Source organism: Mailhella massiliensis (assembly GCF_900155525.1).
Classification (GTDB): Bacteria; Desulfobacterota; Desulfovibrionia; order Desulfovibrionales; family Desulfovibrionaceae; genus Mailhella; species Mailhella massiliensis.
Genome location: NZ_LT706952.1, coordinates 292,668 through 312,590 on the forward strand (window position 1 = coordinate 292,668; position 19,923 = coordinate 312,590).

14 protein-coding genes are annotated in these 19,923 nt (G+C 59.2%); 8 read left to right on the top strand and 6 right to left on the bottom strand.

Annotated elements, in window-relative coordinates:
* Positions 1 to 68 precede the first annotated feature (68 nt).
* Complete coding sequence (locus tag CZ345_RS11440) at positions 69 to 1,682, bottom strand: MBL fold metallo-hydrolase RNA specificity domain-containing protein (protein ID WP_077073272.1); 1,614 nt, start codon at positions 1,680 to 1,682, stop codon at positions 69 to 71.
* A gap of 384 nt (positions 1,683 to 2,066) precedes the next feature.
* Between CZ345_RS11440 and CZ345_RS11445 the strand changes: the two genes are divergently transcribed.
* From CZ345_RS11445 to CZ345_RS11480, 8 genes are all read left to right on the top strand, one after another.
* The gene (locus tag CZ345_RS11445; protein WP_077073273.1) at positions 2,067 to 2,726 is read left to right on the top strand and encodes an LOG family protein; all 660 of its coding nucleotides are present in this window, start codon (positions 2,067 to 2,069) and stop codon (positions 2,724 to 2,726) included.
* A 1-nt stretch (position 2,727) separates the two neighbouring features.
* Positions 2,728 to 3,261 (top strand): nucleoside deaminase, encoded by a 534-nt coding sequence (locus CZ345_RS11450; protein ID WP_077073274.1) that lies wholly within the window; start codon positions 2,728 to 2,730, stop codon positions 3,259 to 3,261.
* Between the two features lie 179 nt (positions 3,262 to 3,440).
* The gene (locus CZ345_RS11455) at positions 3,441 to 3,743 is read left to right on the top strand and encodes a hypothetical protein (RefSeq protein ID WP_077073275.1); all 303 of its coding nucleotides are present in this window, start codon (positions 3,441 to 3,443) and stop codon (positions 3,741 to 3,743) included.
* A 151-nt stretch (positions 3,744 to 3,894) separates the two neighbouring features.
* Complete coding sequence (locus tag CZ345_RS11460; protein WP_077073276.1) at positions 3,895 to 4,542, top strand: class I SAM-dependent methyltransferase; 648 nt, start codon at positions 3,895 to 3,897, stop codon at positions 4,540 to 4,542.
* 532 nt (positions 4,543 to 5,074) lie between these two features.
* Entirely contained in the window at positions 5,075 to 6,646 is a 1,572-nt protein-coding gene (locus CZ345_RS11465; RefSeq protein WP_077073277.1) for a type I restriction-modification system subunit M, read from the top strand.
* Positions 6,643 to 7,185 carry a protein adenylyltransferase Fic gene (fic, locus tag CZ345_RS11470; RefSeq protein ID WP_077073278.1) on the top strand — a complete coding sequence of 181 codons (543 nt, stop codon included), beginning with the start codon at positions 6,643 to 6,645 and terminating at the stop codon, positions 7,183 to 7,185. Before CZ345_RS11465 ends, fic begins: the two co-directional genes overlap by 4 nt.
* 3 nt (positions 7,186 to 7,188) lie before the next feature.
* Entirely contained in the window at positions 7,189 to 8,451 is a 1,263-nt protein-coding gene (locus tag CZ345_RS11475) for a restriction endonuclease subunit S (RefSeq protein ID WP_204224293.1), read from the top strand.
* On the top strand, positions 8,448 to 11,471 hold the full coding sequence (locus CZ345_RS11480) for a type I restriction endonuclease subunit R (protein ID WP_077073279.1): 3,024 nt from the start codon (positions 8,448 to 8,450) through the stop codon (positions 11,469 to 11,471). Before CZ345_RS11475 ends, CZ345_RS11480 begins: the two co-directional genes overlap by 4 nt.
* A gap of 145 nt (positions 11,472 to 11,616) precedes the next feature.
* Here the strand turns inward: CZ345_RS11480 and CZ345_RS11485 are convergent, their stop codons facing one another.
* The 5 genes from CZ345_RS11485 to CZ345_RS11505 all read right to left on the bottom strand — a co-directional run bounded on the left by CZ345_RS11485 (position 11,617) and on the right by CZ345_RS11505 (position 19,659).
* The gene (locus CZ345_RS11485; protein WP_083717393.1) at positions 11,617 to 14,922 is read right to left on the bottom strand and encodes an autotransporter outer membrane beta-barrel domain-containing protein; all 3,306 of its coding nucleotides are present in this window, start codon (positions 14,920 to 14,922) and stop codon (positions 11,617 to 11,619) included.
* Between the two features lie 484 nt (positions 14,923 to 15,406).
* The gene (locus tag CZ345_RS11490) at positions 15,407 to 16,720 is read right to left on the bottom strand and encodes a radical SAM family protein (RefSeq protein WP_077073280.1); all 1,314 of its coding nucleotides are present in this window, start codon (positions 16,718 to 16,720) and stop codon (positions 15,407 to 15,409) included.
* A gap of 31 nt (positions 16,721 to 16,751) precedes the next feature.
* Positions 16,752 to 16,961 carry a hypothetical protein gene (locus CZ345_RS11495; RefSeq protein ID WP_077073281.1) on the bottom strand — a complete coding sequence of 70 codons (210 nt, stop codon included), beginning with the start codon at positions 16,959 to 16,961 and terminating at the stop codon, positions 16,752 to 16,754.
* Positions 16,962 to 17,326: 365 nt separating this feature from the next.
* Positions 17,327 to 18,289 (bottom strand): AEC family transporter, encoded by a 963-nt coding sequence (locus CZ345_RS11500; protein ID WP_077073282.1) that lies wholly within the window; start codon positions 18,287 to 18,289, stop codon positions 17,327 to 17,329.
* Between the two features lie 125 nt (positions 18,290 to 18,414).
* Positions 18,415 to 19,659 carry an MFS transporter gene (locus tag CZ345_RS11505; RefSeq protein ID WP_077073283.1) on the bottom strand — a complete coding sequence of 415 codons (1,245 nt, stop codon included), beginning with the start codon at positions 19,657 to 19,659 and terminating at the stop codon, positions 18,415 to 18,417.
* Positions 19,660 to 19,923 lie beyond the last annotated feature (264 nt).

Genomic DNA, 19,923 nt, shown 5'->3' on the forward strand with positions numbered 1-19,923 from the left:
ATTAAATCATGCGGCCGCAAAACGCAATGCCGCGCCGTGCGCGCCTGCGCGGGGCAGGCGCGTGTCTGTCAGAGCCTTGTGAGGAAGTGGAAGAGGTCGCGCTCGATTTCCACGAGGCGGTCGCGCAGTTCCGTCTGTTCTTCCCAGGGGATTTCGTCCACATGGGCGAGGCGGGAACGCAGCTGGGCCACGCGCTGTTCCAGTTCTCCGGCAAGGAAGTTCCAGTCCACGCGGGGCTTGGCGCGCGCGGGGCTTGCGGTATGCACTTCGGCCACGGCCGCGCCTTCGATGGTGGCCTCTTCCAGATATTCGGGAATGCTGGGCGTGATGCCGAAGCGTTCCTTGATGAGCCCGGCAAGGATTTCCTGCGCCCTGGGTTCGCCGTGCACGAGGGCGATGTTCATGCCCGGGCGGGCCATGCCGCCAATCCATTCCAGAAGCTGGCTCTGCCCGGCGTGGGCGGAGAAGCCGTTGATGGTGAATATCTTCGCGGCCACGGCCACGTCTTCACCGAAGAGACGCAGGCTCTTTGCGCCGTCCACCAGCTTTCTGCCCGGGGTTCCCATGGCCTGATAGCCCACGAACACGATGCTCACGCCTTCCTTCCACAGGTTGTGGCGGAGGTGATGGCGCACGCGGCCCGCGTTGCACATGCCGCTTGCCGAAAGGATGATGGCCGGTTCCTTCATGGTGTTGAGGCGCTGCGATTCCTGCACGCTCTGCGTGAAGCGTATGCCCGTGACCGGATTTTCGCGGAAGTCCTCGGGGGAGAAGTCGGGCGTGCGCAGGTGATCGGCATACTTCATGAACACCTGCGTGGCCTTGGCGGCAAGGGGGCTGTCCACATACACAGGCATGTCGGCAGGCAGGCGGCCCTGCTTCTTCAGAAGCAGCAGGCTGTAGAGTATTTCCTGCGTGCGTTCCACCGCAAAGGCGGGAATGATGACCTTTTCCCTGTGGGAATAGCTGTATTCGATGGCTTCGGCGAGTTCCTCGAGGGTATCGGATTCGCCCTTGTGGTCGCGGTCGCCGTAGGTGGATTCCACAAAAAGCCAGTCCGGCGTGCGGGGCATTTCCGCATCCGGCAGCAGCAGCGCTCCGGGGCGGCCGAGGTCGCCGGAGAAGACGAGCCGCGTGCTCTTGCCGTCTTCATCCACCGTAAGGTCGAGAATGGCCGCGCCGAGAATGTGCCCGGCATAGCGGAACGTGACCGTGACTCCCGGGGCGGGGTTCACCACCTTGCCGAATTCCACGGGCCTGAGCTGCTTTGCCGTGGCGAGGGCGTCTTCGGTGGAGTAGAGAGCCTCGGAGGATTCGTCGTCGGCTTCGCCGCGCCGCTTGTTGTGGCGGCTCTTCCATTCATGTTCCATTTCCTGGATGTGGGCGCTGTCTTCCAGCATGATGGCGGCAAGGTCGGCCGTGGGAGCCGTGCAGTAGATGCCGCCCTTGAAGCCTTCCTTCACCATGCGGGGCAGAAGGCCGGAATGGTCGATGTGCGCGTGGGTGAGCAGGATGAAGTCGAGCTCGTCCGGGCGGTAGTTCTCCGTTTCGAAGTTGCGCGCCTCAATGGCGGAGTTGCCCTGGAACATGCCGCAGTCCACGGCGAAGCGGGAGGATGTCGTTTCAATGACGTAACAGGAGCCGGTCACAGTCTGGGCCGCTCCCAGAAAGGTAATCTTCATAAAAACAACTCCATGGATAATGGTCACGGAAAACTGAAGTATAGGTGTTTTCCTCTCTTACCGCAAGAATCGTACCCATTATTCCCTGAGGTGCGAGGCGGAAAAAGACAGTTTTTTTTCATTCTCCCGTCTGTGGGGAACAACATGCTTCACCACAGCCATGCAGAGCATGTTTCCCGAAGGTGCATGAAGGGGAACATGCTTCGTCGCGTCCATGTATGCGCCCTCTGCGCCGGTGCCGAAGCGCGGCGTTTTTCTCGAAAAGCCGCCCGTAACGGAAGGCTGTCGCGGGCCTTGTGCCGGGCCTTGCGGGAGGGAAATCCTTGCGCGTGGCGAAAGTGCGGGCTATGATACGTTTTTCCATGGTTTTTCAAGGAGCAGATCATGAGCAACGCTTCTCAGCAATATGTCATCGATACCCTGTCCGCCCAGGAATCCTGGCGTCTTTTCCGTATTCTGGCCGAAATCGTGGACGGCTTTGAAGATTTGAGCGGACTGCCGCCCTGCGTGTCCATTTTCGGTTCCGCCCGTCCCAAGCCCGGGCATCCCATGTATGAGGAAACGCGGCGCGTGGCCAGGGCCCTCGGTGAAGCGGGCTACGGCATCATCACCGGCGGCGGGCCCGGCTTCATGGAAGCGGGCAACAAGGGCGCAAGCGAGGCGGGCGCGCCTTCCGTGGGGCTGCACATTCATCTGCCCATGGAACAGGAACCCAACGAATACCTCAGCATACGCAGCGACTACCGCTACTTCTTCATCCGCAAGCTCATGTTCGTGAAGTATTCCGTGGCCTATGTGGTCATGCCCGGCGGCATGGGCACCATCGACGAACTTTCCGAAGCCTTCGTGCTCGCCCAGACGCACCGCATCAAGCCCTTCCCCATCATTCTTTACAGCCACGCCTTCTGGGACGGCCTTCTGGACTGGATACGAGACCGCATGATAAAGGACGGCTACCTGCGCGAGGACGAGCTTGATTTCGTTACCGTGTGCGACACGCCCGAGGAAGTGATTTCCACCATCCGCCGGCGCGTGGTGCTCTAGCATGGAGCTTGTGAACCTCTGCCCCGAAGAGCTGCGCTGGAGAGCGCTGCCTTCGTGGGGGCCGGAGCCTTCCGCTCCGCCGGGGCATTCCTGGCGTTCCCTCATGCTTGCCGCGCTGCGCCTTGCGCGCCGTGCCGCAAGGATGGGGGAAGTGCCCGTGGGCGCGCTGGTGGTGGATGCGGAAGGCCGCATCCTTGCCGAAGCGCACAACGAAACCGAACGCTCCTGCGACCCTACGGCACACGCCGAGGTGCTGGCCCTGCGGCGCGCCGCCCTTGCGGCGGGCAATCACAGGCTGGGCGGGAGCGTGCTCGTGGTGACGCTCGAACCGTGCCTCATGTGCACGGGGGCGCTGCGGGAGTCGCGGGTTTCCGGCGTGGTGTTCGGCGCGTCCGATGCCAGGGCCGGGGCCGTGTGTTCCTGCCTTGAAGGGCTCGATTACGCGCAGACCGGGGCTTCGCCGTGGTATTACGGCGGCGTGGAGGCAAAGGCCTGCGCGAGGGAGCTTACGGAGTTTTTCCGCCGCAGGCGCTGACGCGGCGGCAGAGCGCAGGACGGAAGGGGAGCGCCTTCCGCCCTGCGGGGAGAGGGCCGCAGGGCCCTGAGGATTCCGGCCGGGAGCCGGAAAAAGGGGAGGGCCGCCGGAACCGCCCGGAGCCGGAACGCCGTTCCGGCAGGAGCGCGAAGGCACGCCCGCAGAACGGAGGAAAAGACATGAACAATACGGTTGACGAACTGACGGTGGATTACGAGGAAGACGGTATCCTCAAGGTCAAGGAAATGGGCAAGGTGGTGCTTTCCAAGGGCGCGTGGGCCACGGTGCTGTTCCGTTACCGGGAATGGCAGGAAAACGACACCTACGGTCCCGACCGCTATGTGATACGCCGTTACAAGAAATCCGGCGGGGAATACCGCCAGCAGTCCAAGTTCACCATTTCCAGCAACGATCAGGCCCGCCGCATCGTGGAAGCTCTGAGCGGCTGGATTTCCGAAGAAGAATCCGGGCAGGAGGGCTAGCCTTCCCGCATCCGTCCGCGCCTTCCGTACGGCGCGGGCGGCACGCCGTGAGCGGAAGGGGAACCGGGGGGCGTTTCGTGCGTTCCCCGATGCCGGAAACCGTTTTCCGCGTCGTGTCTGTCCTCGTTCTTTGCATCTTTCAGGAGGAAGCATGGCCGAATATCGCCGACAGTTTCTTTCCGTGGCACGGCAGAAGGTGCTGCACCAGCTCATATCCGGCTGGCACCGCCGCGGGGCCACGCTGCTCCAGGTGGGGCTGAACGCCGGTTTTTCCCCGGAATTCTTCTGGGAGGCGGGCTTTGACGTCACCGCCATGGACCGTTCCCCTGCCTGCATCGACGCCGCGCGGGAACAGACCGGCCCGCGCGTGGAATATGTGTGCGGCGTATCCGACCTTTTGCCCTTCGACAACGGCGTTTTCGACTATGCCGTGCTTGTGCACCCCGTGCTGAAGGAAGGTGAGGCCCTGCGCTTTGCGCAGAAGCCGAGCCTGCGCGACAAAAACACCAGCACGCGCCGGAAGGAAGGTTCATCGTCAGCAAGAGCCTGCGGGCGCGGCATCTGCACCACCAGTCTGCCGTGCACGCGCTCCTCGCAGAAGGGGAAAAGCGTTTTGGGCATGGCGAGAACGTCGCGGGCATCGGAGCCGAAAAGCAAAAGCACTCTGGGGTTCAGCAGCTTCACGCCGGACCAGAACAGCGCCGCGCCGTTTTCCTCCCCGGGGAGATTGCAGGGCCAGAACACATGCGTACCGCCGGGGTGCCTCAGCTCCATGAGCATACGCACGATAANCCCCTGAACCTCGCGCCCCTGCCCCTGCCCGTGGGCGCGCTCATGGGGATGAGGGTGGACTGGGCGCCCGTGCCGCTCACGCCCATCGGTATGCTGAAAAGCGCGGCCGCCTCGCTGTGCGCCCCGCCCAAACGCGCGCGGGAAGAGGCCATGGGCCGCGTGTGCCCCTGCGAGGCGGAAGAGACTCTCCGCAGGCGCGACGGAAAGAGGCGCTGAGGGGAGGGGCAGGAGCTGCCGGAAAAGGGAAGAATCCGCAGGTGTGCATCTGCAGAATGCGGCAGGTTTGTGCAGATGTTTGAAAGGCCCGGGCAACAGGGGAGACCTCGACGCGGCACTTTTCGGAAATGCTGCCGCTCATGGAGAGGCGGAGCTTTTTCGTCATGTATGTATGCCGAAGCCTTTAAAAAAGCCCGTGCTCCCTTCCACGGTCGTTTTCCGCCCATGGGGAATTTAAAAAAATCCCGGCCTGCTGCTATTCTTACTCATTCAATCGAACACTGTTTCCGCATAACTTTGCGGGAACATTTACGGGAGAGCCTATGGCCGACAACAAAAAGGAACTGGAACGGGCGGAACTGCACCGCGTCATCTGGAACATTGCCAACGAACTGCGTGGAAAAGTTTCCGGCTGGGAGTTTAAACAATATGTTCTCGGCATGCTCTTCTATCGCTACATTTCGGAAAACCTCACCGGCTACATCAATCGGGGAGAGTGGGAAGCCGGAAACAAAAGTTTCGACTACGTCATGCTCTCCGACGCCGAAGCGGAGAGCATACGGGAAGAAATGGTGAACACCAAGGGTTTCTTCATTCTGCCCAGCGAACTTTTCCAGAACGTGAATCGCTATGCCTCCATGAATGAAAATCTGAATGAAACCTTGGAGCGTTCCTTTCGGAATATTGAACAGTCTTCTTCCGGGCATGAAAGCGAAGACAATTTCAAGGGGTTGTTCAGCGACTTTGACGTCAACAGCACAAATTTGGGAAAAACAGTTGCCAGGCGTAATGAAACCCTTGCGAAGGTTCTTCATGCCATAGGAGATTTAAATCTCGGCAGCTATCAGGACAACACCATCGACGCCTTCGGCGACGCCTACGAATACCTCATGGGCATGTATGCCGCCAATGCGGGCAAGTCCGGTGGGGAATACTACACGCCGCAGGAAGTGTCGGAACTTCTCACCCGCATCACGCTGGTGGGCAGAACCGAGGTCAACAAGGTCTATGATCCGGCCTGCGGTTCGGGTTCCCTGTTGCTCAAGTTCGCCAAGATTCTCGGCAGGGACAAGGTGAGACAGGGCTTTTTCGGGCAGGAAAGCAACCCTACTACCTACAATCTGTGCCGCATCAACATGTTCCTGCACGACATCGAATACGACAAGTTCGACATCGCCCTCGGGGACACGCTTCTTGAGCCGCAGCACTGGGACGACGAACCCTTCGAGGCCATCGTTTCCAATCCTCCGTATTCCATCAAGTGGGAAGGGGAAGACAATCCGCTGCTCATCAACGATCCGCGCTTTGCTCCCGCCGGGGTTCTGGCTCCCAAATCCAAGGCCGACCTCGCCTTCATCATGCACTCGCTCTCCTGGCTGGCCACCAGCGGCACCGCGGCCATCGTCTGCTTCCCCGGCGTGATGTACCGCGGCGGCAAGGAAAAAAAGATCCGTCAGTACCTCATCGACAACAACTTTGTGGACTGCGTGATCCAGCTTCCGGCCAATCTCTTTTTCGGCACCACCATCGCCACCTGCATCATGGTGCTGAAAAAGTCCAAGAAGGAAAACAGCACCCTGTTCATCGACGCTTCCGCCCAGTGCGTGAAGGTGACCAACGCCAACAAGCTGACCGACGAGAACATTCGGAACATTCTCGACGCGTACACGGCCCGCAGGGACGTGGATCATGTGGCCAGACTGGTTCCCAATGACGAAATAGCCGGTCAGGACTACAATCTTTCCGTGAGCGCCTATGTGGAGCAGGAAGACACGCGGGAAGTCATCGATATCCGCAAGCTGAACAAGGAACTTGAGCAGATTGTGGCGAGAGAGCAGGAACTCCGGCGGCAGATCGACGCCATCATCGCCGAAATTGAAGGGGAAAACCGGTGAATATTGACGAAATCAGCCTTCAAAACGCCCGGCGTCTCTTTGAATCCGGCGACATCGACCGCATGGAAGTGGGCACGACCCGCGGCCTTCAGCAGATACACGAGTATCTTTTCGGCGGCCTTTACGACTTTGCCGGAAAGATTCGGGAAGTGAACATCTCCAAGGGGAATTTCCGCTTTGCAAACAGCCTGTACCTCAAGGCGGCGCTTGAAGCCATAGAAAAGATGCCGGAGAACACCTTTGAGGAAATCATCGCCAAGTATGTGGAAATGAACGTCGCCCATCCCTTTATGGAAGGCAACGGCCGCGCCGCGCGCATCTGGCTCGACATGATGCTGAAAAAACATCTCCATAAGGTGGTCAACTGGCAGAACGTGGATAAAACCCTCTACCTTCAGGCCATGGAGCGCAGCCCCGTCAACGACCTTGAGCTTCGCGCCCTTCTTCAGCCGAATCTGACCGACAGAATCGACGACCGTGAAGTCATCTTCAAAGGTATTGAGCAGTCCTATTTTTACGAAGGGTACATGAAAGGATAAATCATGAAAAAAACTTCCTGCACACAAGGTTCTCTTCTGGATATGCCGACGCCTGAAAAAAAGACTCCCGCCCTGCCCGACATGAAAAAGAGCATGAGCAAACTGGAAAGACTCATGGAAGAGCTCTGCCCGGACGGGGTGGAGTATAAGAAGTTAGAAGAGGTTTGTGAAATCCGTAGTGGATGGGGATTTCCAAACTCTGAACAGGGAGTTACCGATGAAGAAATACCATTTTATAAAGTAAGTGATATGAATAATATTGGTAATGATAAAATTATGAATATTTCTAATAATTATATATCAAAGGATACAGCAAAAAAATTAGGCTGTAATCCAGCTCCTAAAGGAACAATAATATTTCCAAAAATTGGAGCGGCCATTGGAACAAATAAAAAGAGAATTTTATCAATGTATTCATGTTATGATAATAATATTGTAGGTATTATACCATATAAAAATATTATATCTCGATTTCTTTTTTATATTTTTGATTGTATAAATCTTACAATTTTTACAGACTTTTCAGGTGCAATGCCATCCATTAGAAAATCTACATTAGCTAAATATAAAATCCCCGTTCCTCCTCTTCCCGTTCAGGAAGAGATTGTGAGGATATTGGATACGTTTTCTGAGCTTACTTCTGAGCTTACTTCTGAGCTTACCAAAAGGAAGCAGCAGTATCAATATTACAGGGAAAAACTTTTTAATTTTAGCAATAGTATTCCAAAAATACCATTAAAGGACTTGGCTATTAATTGCGATTCTAAACGAAAACCTGTTACCAAAGGAAATAGAGAAGCGGGAAAATACCCGTATTATGGGGCATCTGGCATTGTTGATTATGTAAAAGATTATATTTTTGATGGTGATTATCTCCTTATTTCTGAAGATGGAGCAAATCTTTTAGCAAGAAATACGCCTATTGCTTTTTCTATTACAGGAAAAACATGGGTCAATAACCATGCACATATTTTACAATTTTCGAATATTACACTTCAAAAATATGTTGAAATATATCTCAATTCAATTGATTTAACAAAATATATTTCTACTGCAGCGCAGCCTAAGCTTACTCAAGACAACCTTAATAAAATTCTTATACCTAAACCTTCTGATGAAAAAATTAATCGCATCGTCTCCATTCTCGACCGTTTCGACGGGCTGTGCAACGATCTCTCCAGCGGTCTGCCCGCCGAAATAGAGGCCAGAAAGAAACAATACGAATACTATCGCGACAAGCTCCTTACCTTCAAGGAGGCCAAATGACCGGCTTCAACATGGTGGCCCAATGCCCGGAAAGCACCGTGGTGGCCGCATACACACCTTCCGACGTGTGTTCCGACGCCTACCAGAGCGAAGCGGCGCTGGAGTCGGAGTTCATCCGGCAGCTCTGCTCGCAGGGTTACGAGTATCTCCCTCTTCACGAGGAAAAAACGCTGGTCGAGAATCTGCGCAGGCAGCTCGAATTTCTGAACCACTTCCGTTTTTCCGATGAGGAATGGACGCGCTTTTTTCATCAGCAGCTTGCCAACAAGCAGGACGGCATAGAGGAAAAGACAAGGCGCATTCAGGAAGACAGCATCCTGAACCTTATCCGTGACGACGGCAGCACCAAGAATATCACCCTCATCGACAAGAAGAACATCCACAACAACCGCCTTCAGGTCATCAATCAGTATGAGGAGCACGGCGGCAGCCACGATACCCGGTACGACGTCACCATTCTGGTCAACGGCTTTCCTCTCGTGCATGTGGAACTCAAGCGGCGCGGCGTGGCCATACGAGAGGCTTTCAATCAGATAAAGCGCTACCAGCGCGACAGTTTCTGGGCGTCCAGCGGACTTTACGAGTATGTGCAGATATTCGTCATTTCCAACGGAACCCATACCAAATACTATTCCAACACCACGCGTGAATCCCACATAAAGGAACAGGGTACCGGAGGCAGAAGAAAAAGCAAAAAGATCAGCAACAGCTTTGAATTCACCTCGTTCTGGGCAGACGGCAACAACAAACCCATTCCCGATCTGGTGGACTTCACCAAAACCTTTTTCTCAAAGCACACCCTGTTGAACATTCTCACGCGCTTTTGCGTGTTCACCTCGGAAAAGCTCCTTCTCGTCATGCGTCCGTACCAGATCACCGCGACGGAACGCATCCTTTCCCGCATAGAGATTGCCGGCAACTACCACAAGGAAGGCACCCTTGAGGCAGGAGGCTACATCTGGCACACCACGGGCAGCGGAAAAACGCTCACTTCGTTCAAAACCGCCCAGCTTGCCAGCCGTCTCCCCTACATCGACAAGGTGCTCTTTGTGGTCGATCGCAGGGATCTGGACTACCAGACCATGCAGGAATACGAAAAATTCCAGAAGGGAGCCGCCAACAGCAATACCTCCACCAAAGTATTGCAAAAACAGCTCGAAGACACCGAATCGGACATTATCATCACCACGATTCAGAAGCTGGACACCTTCGTCAGCCGGAATCCCAAACACGACGTCTATAAAAAGCACGTCGTCATCATCTTCGACGAGTGTCACCGTTCCCAGTTCGGCGACATGCATCTGAAAATAGTCCACGCTTTCAGGAAATATCACATCTTCGGCTTCACCGGTACGCCCATCTTTGCCCAGAACACCGGAAGCGGCGGCAATCTCCGACTCAAAACCACACCGCAGGCCTTCGGCGATCAGCTCCACACCTACACCATCGTGGACGCCATCAACGACGGTAACGTTCTGCCCTTCCGCATCGACTACGTGAACACCATAAAAATGGCCGACGACGTTCGCGATGAACAGGTTCGGGCCATCAATACCGAAAAGGTGCTCAATTCCCCCGAGCGCGTCGGCGAAATAGTACGCTACATCCTCGATCACTTCGATCAGAAGACCAAACGCAACTGCTTTTATACCCTCAAAGGGCAGCGCGTGGCCGGGTTCAACTCCATTCTTGCCGTGAGCTCCATCCCTATGGCCATGAAGTATTATGCGGAGTTCAAACGGCAGCTCGAAGAACGCAAAAGACAGCTCACCGTTGCCACCATTTTCAGCTACGGAGCCAATGAAGACGCCCCGGAAGACTCGCTCGGCGACGAAAGCTTCAATACGGAAGACCTCGACCAGACCTCGCGCGACTTTCTCGACGACGCCATCAAAGACTACAACGCCGTCTTCCACACCAACTTCGACACGTCGGCCGGCAAGTTCTACAATTTCTACAAAGACCTGTCGCTCAGAATGAAAAAACGGGAGGTCGACCTGCTTATCGTGGTGAACATGTTCCTCACCGGTTTCGACGCCACCACGCTGAACACCCTCTGGGTGGACAAGAATCTGAAAATGCACGGGCTCATTCAGGCCTTTTCGCGCACCAACCGCATTCTGAACTCCGTCAAGACCTTCGGCAACATCGTCTGCTTCCGCGATCTTCAAAAGGAAACTGATGAAGCCCTCGCATTGTTCGGCAACAAGGATGCCGGCGGTATCGTGCTGCTCAAAACCTACGACGCCTACTACCAGGGCTACGATGAAGACGGAAAGCACAGGCCCGGATACACCGAACTCATCGACGCGCTGCTCACGCGTTTTCCCCTCGGCGTCGCCATTGTCGGCGAACAGAATGAAAAGGATTTCATTTCGCTGTTCGGCTCTCTGCTCCGCCTGAAAAACATCCTCACCAGCTTCGACGAATTCGAGGGACAGGAAATCATCCCCACGCGGGACTTTCAGGACTATCAGAGCCGCTATCTCGACCTCTATCAGAAATGGTCGAAGCACGAAGACGGCGAAAAGGAAGACATCAACGCCGACATCGTCTTTGAAATGGAACTCGTCCGGCAGGTGGAAATCAACATCGACTACATCCTGATGCTCATTGAAAAATATCGGGATTCCCACTGCCGCAACAAGGAGATTCTCACCACCATCGACAAGGCCATCGGTTCGAGCATCGAGCTGCGCAGCAAGAAAACGCTCATCGAAGAATTCATCGAGCGCATCAATGCTTCCTCCTCCGTGCAGGAAGAATGGCAGAAGTATGTGCAGGAAAAGAAGGAGTCCGACCTTGCCGGCATCATTGCCGAGGAAAGGCTCAGGCCGGAACGCGCGGAAACCTTCATGGACAACGCCTTCCGCGACGGCGCTCTGAAAACCACGGGCACGGATATCGACGGAATTCTGCCTCCCATGTCGCGCTTCGGCGGCGGCAATCGGGAATCCGTCAAAAAGCGCGTCATAGACAAGCTCCGGGCCTTCTTTGAAAAATACTTCGGCCTTGTCTAGCCCGGAGTCAAAAACGGTTTTGCCAAAACTTATAAGCCATGCCCCGCGCTTTTTGCGGGGCATGGCTGTGTTTGCCCGGTCAGGGCGCAGCGTCGTTTTTTCGGAGCGGGAGGGGGGCCCTCCCGCCTGTTTCGGGAAAGGGGGCTCAGAACTTCCAGCCCAGGGTAAGGCCCGCGTTCACGCCCGCGCTTTCGTTGCGGAAGCATTCGCCGCCGGCGGAAAGCTGAAGGGAGAACGTGTCGTCCGCGCTGGTGAGGGTAAGGCTGCTTTGCAGAATCATGGCGTCGCGGCCGGGCAGGGCGGTGGCGGAGGAAAAGCCGAAGTCGTCGTAACCCGTGAAGTGCGCCCGCGTATGAAAGGCGGTATCGGCAAGCTCATGCCGCCATGCGGCCATGAGGTCCAGCCCGAGGGACGCGCCGTTGTCCAGCCCGCCCTTCCATGCCATGTGCGCGCCGAGGGAAAGGGGCAGGGAATCGTACGTTTCCCCTGCAAGATGCAGGGCTCCCGCTCCGTCGCCGTGTTCGGAAAGGCTGCCGCGGCGCAGCACGTCGTATTCCAGCCAGGCAAGGGGTCCGGCCTTGAAGATTCCGCTTCCGGTGTTCCACTCAGCATCCCAGCCTGCGCCGAACAGGGCCGAGGCGAGAAGGCCGTTGCCGCTGCCTTCATGGCTGCGGGCGAAGCCGTTCACGGCCACGGTGCGTTTCATGTCGGTATCTTCCAGGCCGAGGCGGGCCTGAGCCTCCATGTGGAAGCCGTTTCCGGGCGCAAAGGCGGCCTGCGCGCCGAGGAAGGCGGCTCGGGTGTCGGCCTGTGCGGCGTCGCCGTAAAGGCGTGTTTTTCTTACGCCCGCCGCAAGGTGGCCGCCTGCGGTGAAACCGGTATCAAAGCCGCGCTCCACCGCGGCAAGAAAGCCCGCGCCCTTGCTGTTCCAGCCGGAAAATCCGCCGTGCGCGCCCTGCCGGTAGCCTGAACCGTAGGGCGTAAACCACACCCGCCAGGCATCTGCGGCGGGGGCATCCGCCGTCATGCGGCGCAGAAGCAGGGTGCTTATGTCGCTCATGTGGTTGAGGGAGGAACGCGCCGCGGCGTCCCACGCTTCCGGGCCGAGGGCGTTCAGCCCGCGCGTGATGTCCGCGCCGTCTTGCGCCGACCAGTCCAGCGCTGCAAGGAGAGAGGTCATGTCGCCTTCCGCCACGCCGGCAATGCCGTAGAGCGCGTTGCCGAGGGAGAATGCGCCCGCGTTGTTTGCATAACGGCTGTAGGCGTCGTGTTCGCGGAAGGCCCGCACCGTCACCTCGCCGGAGGTGTCGGAAAGGGCGAATGCCAGCGTGGGGGAAAGGTCGGGGCCGAGGGTGACGTCGGTAAAGCCGCCGCTTACATATTCCGCCTGCACCGGAGCCTGCGGCGTGATGAGGGCGTTCTGCGCGTAAAAGCCGGGCATGGGCCGCAGGGCCCAGACGCCGTCCAGCACGGCGGAGTACGCCTTCACGCCGTTCACCTCGCCTGAGGGAAGAAAGCCGGTTTCCAGCACCGCGCCCGCCTCGTTCACAAAGGCTTCCGTCACGTCTGCGCCGAAGCCGTTCTCATCCGTGCCGTACAGGGAAAGCCTGCCCGCATTGCGCAGAGAATACACGTTGACGGGGCCGGTCACGGAGAGGCTGCCGGAGGCAAGCGTCATGTCCAGGCTCTTTTCCCCGTCGATGCCGCCGTAAAGCGTCATGTCGAAGGCGGGGTCCGCATCGCCCGCCGTACCGTCCTCCCGGGCCGAAAGGCCGAAGGTGAGGGCGGTGTGCAGCTCGCTTCTGTCGCCTCCGTACTGGATGTCGGGGTTCTGCGGGTCCCATTCCGATACGATGTTGCCGACGACCTGCGCGCCGGAAAGAATGTTGATGTTCCGCACGAAGGCGTTTTCGGCAATGAAGATGGAGGCCGCGCTTCCTGCGAGAAGTCCGCTCACGTCGAAGGTGGAAACGAGCGGTCCGTCGAGGTTCAGCTCCATGCCGTACGGGTCCGTATTATAGTAGGGATGCGAAGGGTCGGAAATAATGGGCCAGCCATACGGGTTGTTCCATATCCACGAACCCCGGTATTCCGTGCCGTTGCCGAGCAGATTGTCGCCGAAGTCGAAGCGTGCGGCCACGCCGCCCATGCCCGTCGCCGTGACGTCGCCCCGGCTGACGACGGTATGATTTTTGCCGTAGGAAAGGAGAATGCCCGTGCCCCAGGCCCCGTCCGCCGCCACGCGCACGCCCCGGGCCAGCGTGAGGGTGTTGTCGCTGCCGTCCACACGGATGCCCGTGCCCGCCGTGCCGCAGGCAAGAAGGTCCGCCGCCTGCGTAATGGTGTTGCGCTTGCCGTACACATGCAGGCCCACGCCGAGCGTGGCCGTGTTCGGTACGCCGTAAAGAAAGCCGTTTCCTTCCTCATTCCGCGCAAAGTAGCCGTTTTCGTTGATGATGACGGAATCGTCTCCGTACACGGAAAAGCCGTAGAAGTTTCTGCGGTCGATGCTGTAGCCCAGGTCCTGCAGCACCGCAAGTTCCGCCTCCATGAAGGTGCTGTAGTTGCGGTAGTTCTGGTGACTCATGAGGCTGTGTTCCAGCTCGATGTGGGAAAGGTCGAGATAGTCGTCCTCATAGCCTTCTATGAGCAGGCCCCCGTCGTTGCCCATCACTTCGGCCACGTTTCTGCCGTGGAAGGTCACACCGCTTCTCGTCGCGTCGCCCACGATGAAATCCCTGCCCGGCACGCCGCCTTCGCCTTCATGCACCACGTTCATGCCCGGGGTGAGCCGGGTGCCGTAGGCGTCCTTGAGGTGCGTATCCCACAGGCTGAGCTGTTCGTTTTTTCCGCTCTCCGCAATGGAGAGGATGCCCAGAGCATGGGCTGTTTCATGGTAGAGTACGGAGACGAGGTCGGTCTGAGCCCCGGTCGAAGGCAGGGGAGAAAGGTGCTCCGGTATGCCGAAGTCCAGCCTTCCCACAAGAATGTACGCCGGGTTGTCCATGGCCGTGCCGTGTATGATGCCGCCCTGCACTCCTGTGACGAGCACGGGAAGAGACGAGGCGTTTGCCTCGCTTGCCGCCTCGGCGTTTCCCACATCGTAGGTGCCGATGTGGAAGGGCAGCGGCGTGCTGTTCGCGCTGCCCGGCCCCACTACCTCGGCCCAGAGCGCAACGGCGGAGGTCACGGCGTTTTTCTGCGCGTCGGAGAGCGTCCAGGTGGAAAGAAAGGCGCCGCCCTCATCCTCATCTATCGCTTCGCCTTTGCTGAAGAAGTGCAGTTCGAAAAGGGGCGTGCCGTCCTGTTTCAGCACCGTGACGGTTTCTTCTGCCGCCGCTTCGGAAAGGTACGGAGCCGGCAGGAAAAGGGAGAGGGCAAAGGCTGCCGTCAGGGCGAGGCGCGCCGCCTTTCCGCCTCGGGCGCAACGGGGAAGAAGGGGAATATTCATGGGGATTCCTTGAACGGGAGGAAGAGAAAGGATGTTTTTTTCCTGCGGAAGGTATCAGATGCGGGACGGGTTGAAAAGTGCTTTTCCGTCGGGCGTTTTCGGGAAGAAGGCGGGACGCTCCGTGCGGAGCGGAGGGCCGTGCGTCCCGGCTTTTGAGCGGGGGCGTCGCCGTGCGGGCAGACGCGGGGAACGCCGGACATGGGCGTCTGGGGAAATCCTGCGGGCCGTGGGGAAGGCGTATGCGGGAAGCTGCGGCACCGGGGCTTTACCGCGCACGGGCGCGGAGCGTCCTGCCGTGCATCCTTTTCCCCTGACGGGGGACCGGAAGCTGCGCGGAGAACGCGGGAGCGCCGGGAAATCGGGGAGCACCGGGCCTTTTCAGGATGGTCGGTCCGTTGCGGAGGGGCGCAGGGCTGCGTGCTTCCGCGCGGCCTTTTTGGGGGACAAAAAAGAGCCGGTCCCTGAGGAACCGGCCCGTGCAGGCTTATGCGTCGCCGGAATCGGCGGAATCCTTGGCCTCTTCGCCTTCACCGTCGCCCCGGTAGGGGTTGAAGTAGCCGAAGCTGAGGCCGGGGCAGTACTTCTTCAGGCGTTTTCTGAAGTTCACCAGCCCCACGGAAGGCCCGAAGCTGATGCCTTCCAGAAGCTTCATGTAAAGCTCGGGGTCGATGTTCAGGTTGCGCAGTTGAATGAAGCTCACGCCGCAGGTGTTGATGAGTTCCACAAGGGCCTCTATTTCCTCCTCGCAGTCGGTGATGCCGGGGAAATAGAGCAGGTTCAGAGAAACGAACACCCCGCGGCCGCTTGCTTCCTTAATGGAGCGGCGCACGTCGGCAAAGGTGAAGCTCCGCGGCCGGTAATAGCGGCCGTACACGTCTTCGCGCGCGCTGTTCATGCTCACGCGAAGCGAGGTGAGGCCAGCTTCCGCAAGTTTGGCCACCTCGTCCGGCATGGAGGCGTTGGAATTCAGGTTGATGGTGCCGTGCCCGCCTTCCGCGCGGAATCTCTTCACCACTTCCAGAAGCAGCGGAGCCTCGGTAAGAGGTTCGCCCTCGCAGCCCTGCCCGAAGGAGAAGATGGGATGCGGTTCGTTTTTCATATGGTGGAACATCATTTCGAGGATTTCGTCCGCCTTCGGGGTGAAGGTAAGGCGGTCCTGCGGGGTGGCGCAGAGGGTGGAATCCTCGTTCTTGTGGGAAATGCAGCCCACGCAGCGGGCGTTGCACACGCGCGAGGTGGGAATGGGCGCCTCATAGCGGCCTATGGCCAGGTTCTTGGCCGCAGGGCAGCCGTACTTCAGCACGCAGTTCTGCATGAGGTGCCGGATGAAGCGGTTGTCCGGGAATTTGGCCATGAGCTCGCGCGCGGCCCTGTTGATTTTCTTCTGCGGAATGCCGGTGAATATCTGGCGCGGGTCTTCGTCCACCTTCTTGGCGCAGACGTAGAAGCGGTCGCCTATCATGCCCACGGCGGCATAGGCGAAAAGCGGCAGGGTGGGGGCGTCCTCGTCCGTCACATACACGGGGTGGCCGGTAAGGGTGTGCGCCGGCGCGATGAAGGCGGCCACGGCAAGTTCCTCCACTTCCAGCGTTTCCCCGGTTTCCGGGTCCAGCCCCACGGCATGGCGGCCCGGCAGCAGGAAAAGCTCGCTTTCGGGGGGCAGGGGCATGAGCTCGTCGGGGCGCGGCAGCGTCCATTCCTTGCCCTTGCGGCAGAGCATGAGCAGGTCGGGGTCGTCGAAAATACGGCCGTCTTTATCGGCCAGAAGCATGTGCGGACGGGGGTGGGAAGTGGCCATAACTGTGCTTTGGGCGTGCGCCCTTTGAAGGTTACTGTTCGGAATTTTCGCCGAGGAAGCGGTTCCAGAGCCGTATGGCCGCCCCTTCCGAAACGGCCCACTGCGTCAGCGCGCAGCCGCAGGGGCATACCACGCGCCACAGTTCGTGGCGGCGGCCCGCAGGCAGGCACGATTCCAGCTTCTGTTCGCGGCTTCCGCAGCTGGAACAGGGATGAATGGGGGGAAGGTAACGATCCGGCATGGAACCTCCTTTTCGCGGGGCGGCAGATATGTGCCGGACGGCGCGTGACGCATGAAATCAGGCGGAGAGCATGATAACGCTCCCCGCCGCCTTTAGCAAGCGCCTGCCCGGAGCGGCGCAGAACATGCCCCTTTTCCGGGAAAAGGAACATGCGGAAGTGCGGCCGGGGAACGGACAGAAGGCGGCGGAACCGGCGCGTTCCCGCCTTTTGCGGGAAGGCGCAAATGCGCCGCAGGGCGGATGCGCGCAGGCTTTGGAGAGCCTGCGGGAAGGGAATCTTCCGGGCAGGGGGCCTCTTTGCGGGCCTTATGCCGCAGGCAGGGGGAGGAGAGCTTCGGCAGAAGCGTCCTTTCCCTGCGGGAGCGTCATACCATGCCTGCAAGCTGCAGCGCGAACATGACGGCGGGCAGGGAAAGCAGGGAAAGGAGCGTGGTGACGATGACGGTCATGGAAGCTTCCGTGGGGCAGGCGCGGTAGCGTTCCCCGAGAATGTAGACCATGGTTCCCGTGGGCATGGCCGCGGTCACGGTACCTACGGCCACGGCAATGGCGGGGCAGCCCGCGGAAAAGAGCGCAAGGAAGGTGATAAGCGGCTGAAGCAGAAGCTTGGAAACGGTGATGACGGCAAGATTTCTGCGGCTGAACGCGCCTCCGCCTCCGGGCGTGCCGGAAAGCTGGGCCGAAAGCACCATGCCCATGCCGAACAGGGCGCAGGGCGCGGCCGTGGAACCGAGCATGTCGGCAATGCTGATGACGGCTCTGGGCACGGGCAGGCCGGAGAAGCCGAGCAGCGCGCCGATGATGGCGGAAACGAGCATGGGGTTGTGGGTGAGTTCCTTGAGAAGCCGCCTGCCGAGTCCCTTCCGTTCCCTGCCGGACGAAGAGAACATGTCCAGCGAGGCGTCGGCGATGAGGAACACGCCCGTATAGAGCAGCGCGCCCAGCATACCCGCGGTGACGGCCTCCTCGTTGCCGGGAAAGACCATGAAGATGAAGGGCAGGCCGAAGAAGGCGGCGTTGGGGAACACGGCGGCCAGCGTGCGGATGACGGTTTCCGCGTCGTGCTTTTTCCACAGGCGGGAAAAGAGGAGGTAGGCCGCAAGATAGCAGAGGAGGGAGGCCGCGAGCGTCCCCCATACGAAGGGCTGCGCCCCGCCCAAGGGAATGGTGCACATCTGCGTGAAGATGAGGGCGGGCAGGCTTATCCAGTACACGAACTGGTTGAGGCACAGCGCCATGGTGGGCGCGAGAATACGGCGGCGTTCGGCCAGAAGACCGAGGAACATGATGCCGAACACGGTGATGAGGGCGGAGAAGATGCCGGACATGGAAAAGGCCTTTGTCGTTGTCGGGGTGGGAAGAGGTTGCGGAAGGCACGCGCCGGGCGCGGCCGCGCACGCGCACGGTACTCCCGGAGGCGGTCGTTTTCAAGGTGCGGCCGGGGGCCGGGCCGTCAGCGGTGCAGCAGGGCCTGCACCAGACTGTGGTGTATGGGGCGGAGCCTGTGCATGAACACGGCGATGAACACGCACAGCGCCAGGGCGCAGAAGAGCATGGTGTGCGGCGCGCCGATGAAGTCGGCAAGCGCGCCGAAGAACAGCCCGCCCACGGGGCCGAGCCCTGCCGTGCACATGACGTAGAGGCTCATGACGCGGCTGCGGCAGTCGTCCGTGGTGGTGGTCTGGCAGAGGGTGTTCACGCTGATGTTGGTGGTGGTGATGCCGAAGCCGAGGAAGAAGGCCGCGGCAAGGGAGAGCCACAGGTTTTCCGAGAAGCTGAACACGATGAGCGAAACGGCGGTGATGGCGGAGGTGCGCGCGATGAGCGCGGGGATGCGCCTGAGCACGATGAACACGGAAACCACCACCCCGCCGAGGAACGCGCCCGCGCCCACGGTGCCGAACAGCCAGCCCAGCGTCTGCGAGCCGCCGCCGAGAATGCCGGTGGAGAACATGGGGAAGAGCACGCTGTAGCACAGCCCGAAGAAGCAGAACGCGGCCAGCAGCCGGAAGATGTGGCGCAGGAAGAATTCCTCCTGCACATGGCGTATGCCTTCCAGAATGTCCTTGAGCATTCCCTTGCCGCCGGGGCGGGCCTGCCGTTCGCGCAGGCGCACCTGGAAGATCAGCATGTAGATGATGGGCAGGTAGGTGAGGGCGGAAATGAGGAAGCAGATTCCTTCGCCCCAGGCATAGATGGCCAGCCCCGCGATGGAGGGGCCCACGAGCTTGCTGATGTTGAAGGCCATGGAGTTGAGGGCCACGGCGCTCTTGATGGCCGCCGGGTCCGTGACCATGAGCGATACGGAGGACTGCCGCGCCGTCATGTCGAAGGCGCCGATGATGCCGAGCCCCAAGCTGAGGGCCACGAGCAGGGGGTAGGAGGCCATGTCCGCAAAGGTGACGAAGGTGAGCAGGGCGGCTTCCAGCATACACAGCACCTGCGTGGCGGCCAGGGCTTTTCTGAGGTCGTGCCGTTCGAGCCACGCCCCGGCCATGAGCCCGAGCACGAGAATGGGCGCAAGGCTCACGAATTCCACAATGCCCAGCAGAAAGGCGGAACCGGTGAGGCGGAAGACGAGCCAGCTCATGGCAAGGCGCTGCATCCACTGGCCCAGCATGGATATGGTCTGACCTATGATGAAGCAGAAGAACGCCCTGTGCGCAAGCGCAGGGAAAAGCTGAGTGATACGGCGCATGGCAACCTCAGCGTATATTTCGGAAAAAGGATTTATTGGGTGAGGGTAAGTCTAACCAATTTTTTCCTGGAGGGGAAGGGAGCGGGAAAATGTGCCGCAAGCTCCCCCTTTTCCCTGTATCGCAAGGCTGCGGAGCCAAAAAAGGGCATGGCGCGCCCCGCGGCTTTTCCGCGCCGGGAAGGCCGTTTGGGGCATGTTCCGCGAAGGAAGGGCGCGGAAGGGAAGTGTTCCCGGAGGGGAAGGGATGCTGCCGGGCGCACTTTT

Coding starts and splice junctions, on each gene's coding strand:
- CZ345_RS11440 (WP_077073272.1), bottom strand. CDS start 1,682: ATGAAGATTACCTTTCTGGGAGCGGCCCAGACTGTGACCGGCTCCTGT.
- CZ345_RS11445 (WP_077073273.1), top strand. CDS start 2,067: ATGAGCAACGCTTCTCAGCAATATGTCATCGATACCCTGTCCGCCCAG.
- CZ345_RS11450 (WP_077073274.1), top strand. CDS start 2,728: ATGGAGCTTGTGAACCTCTGCCCCGAAGAGCTGCGCTGGAGAGCGCTG.
- CZ345_RS11455 (WP_077073275.1), top strand. CDS start 3,441: ATGAACAATACGGTTGACGAACTGACGGTGGATTACGAGGAAGACGGT.
- CZ345_RS11465 (WP_077073277.1), top strand. CDS start 5,075: ATGGCCGACAACAAAAAGGAACTGGAACGGGCGGAACTGCACCGCGTC.
- CZ345_RS11475 (WP_204224293.1), top strand. CDS start 7,189: ATGAAAAAAACTTCCTGCACACAAGGTTCTCTTCTGGATATGCCGACG.
- CZ345_RS11480 (WP_077073279.1), top strand. CDS start 8,448: ATGACCGGCTTCAACATGGTGGCCCAATGCCCGGAAAGCACCGTGGTG.
- CZ345_RS11485 (WP_083717393.1), bottom strand. CDS start 14,922: ATGAATATTCCCCTTCTTCCCCGTTGCGCCCGAGGCGGAAAGGCGGCG.
- CZ345_RS11490 (WP_077073280.1), bottom strand. CDS start 16,720: ATGGCCACTTCCCACCCCCGTCCGCACATGCTTCTGGCCGATAAAGAC.
- CZ345_RS11495 (WP_077073281.1), bottom strand. CDS start 16,961: ATGCCGGATCGTTACCTTCCCCCCATTCATCCCTGTTCCAGCTGCGGA.
- CZ345_RS11500 (WP_077073282.1), bottom strand. CDS start 18,289: ATGTCCGGCATCTTCTCCGCCCTCATCACCGTGTTCGGCATCATGTTC.
- CZ345_RS11505 (WP_077073283.1), bottom strand. CDS start 19,659: ATGCGCCGTATCACTCAGCTTTTCCCTGCGCTTGCGCACAGGGCGTTC.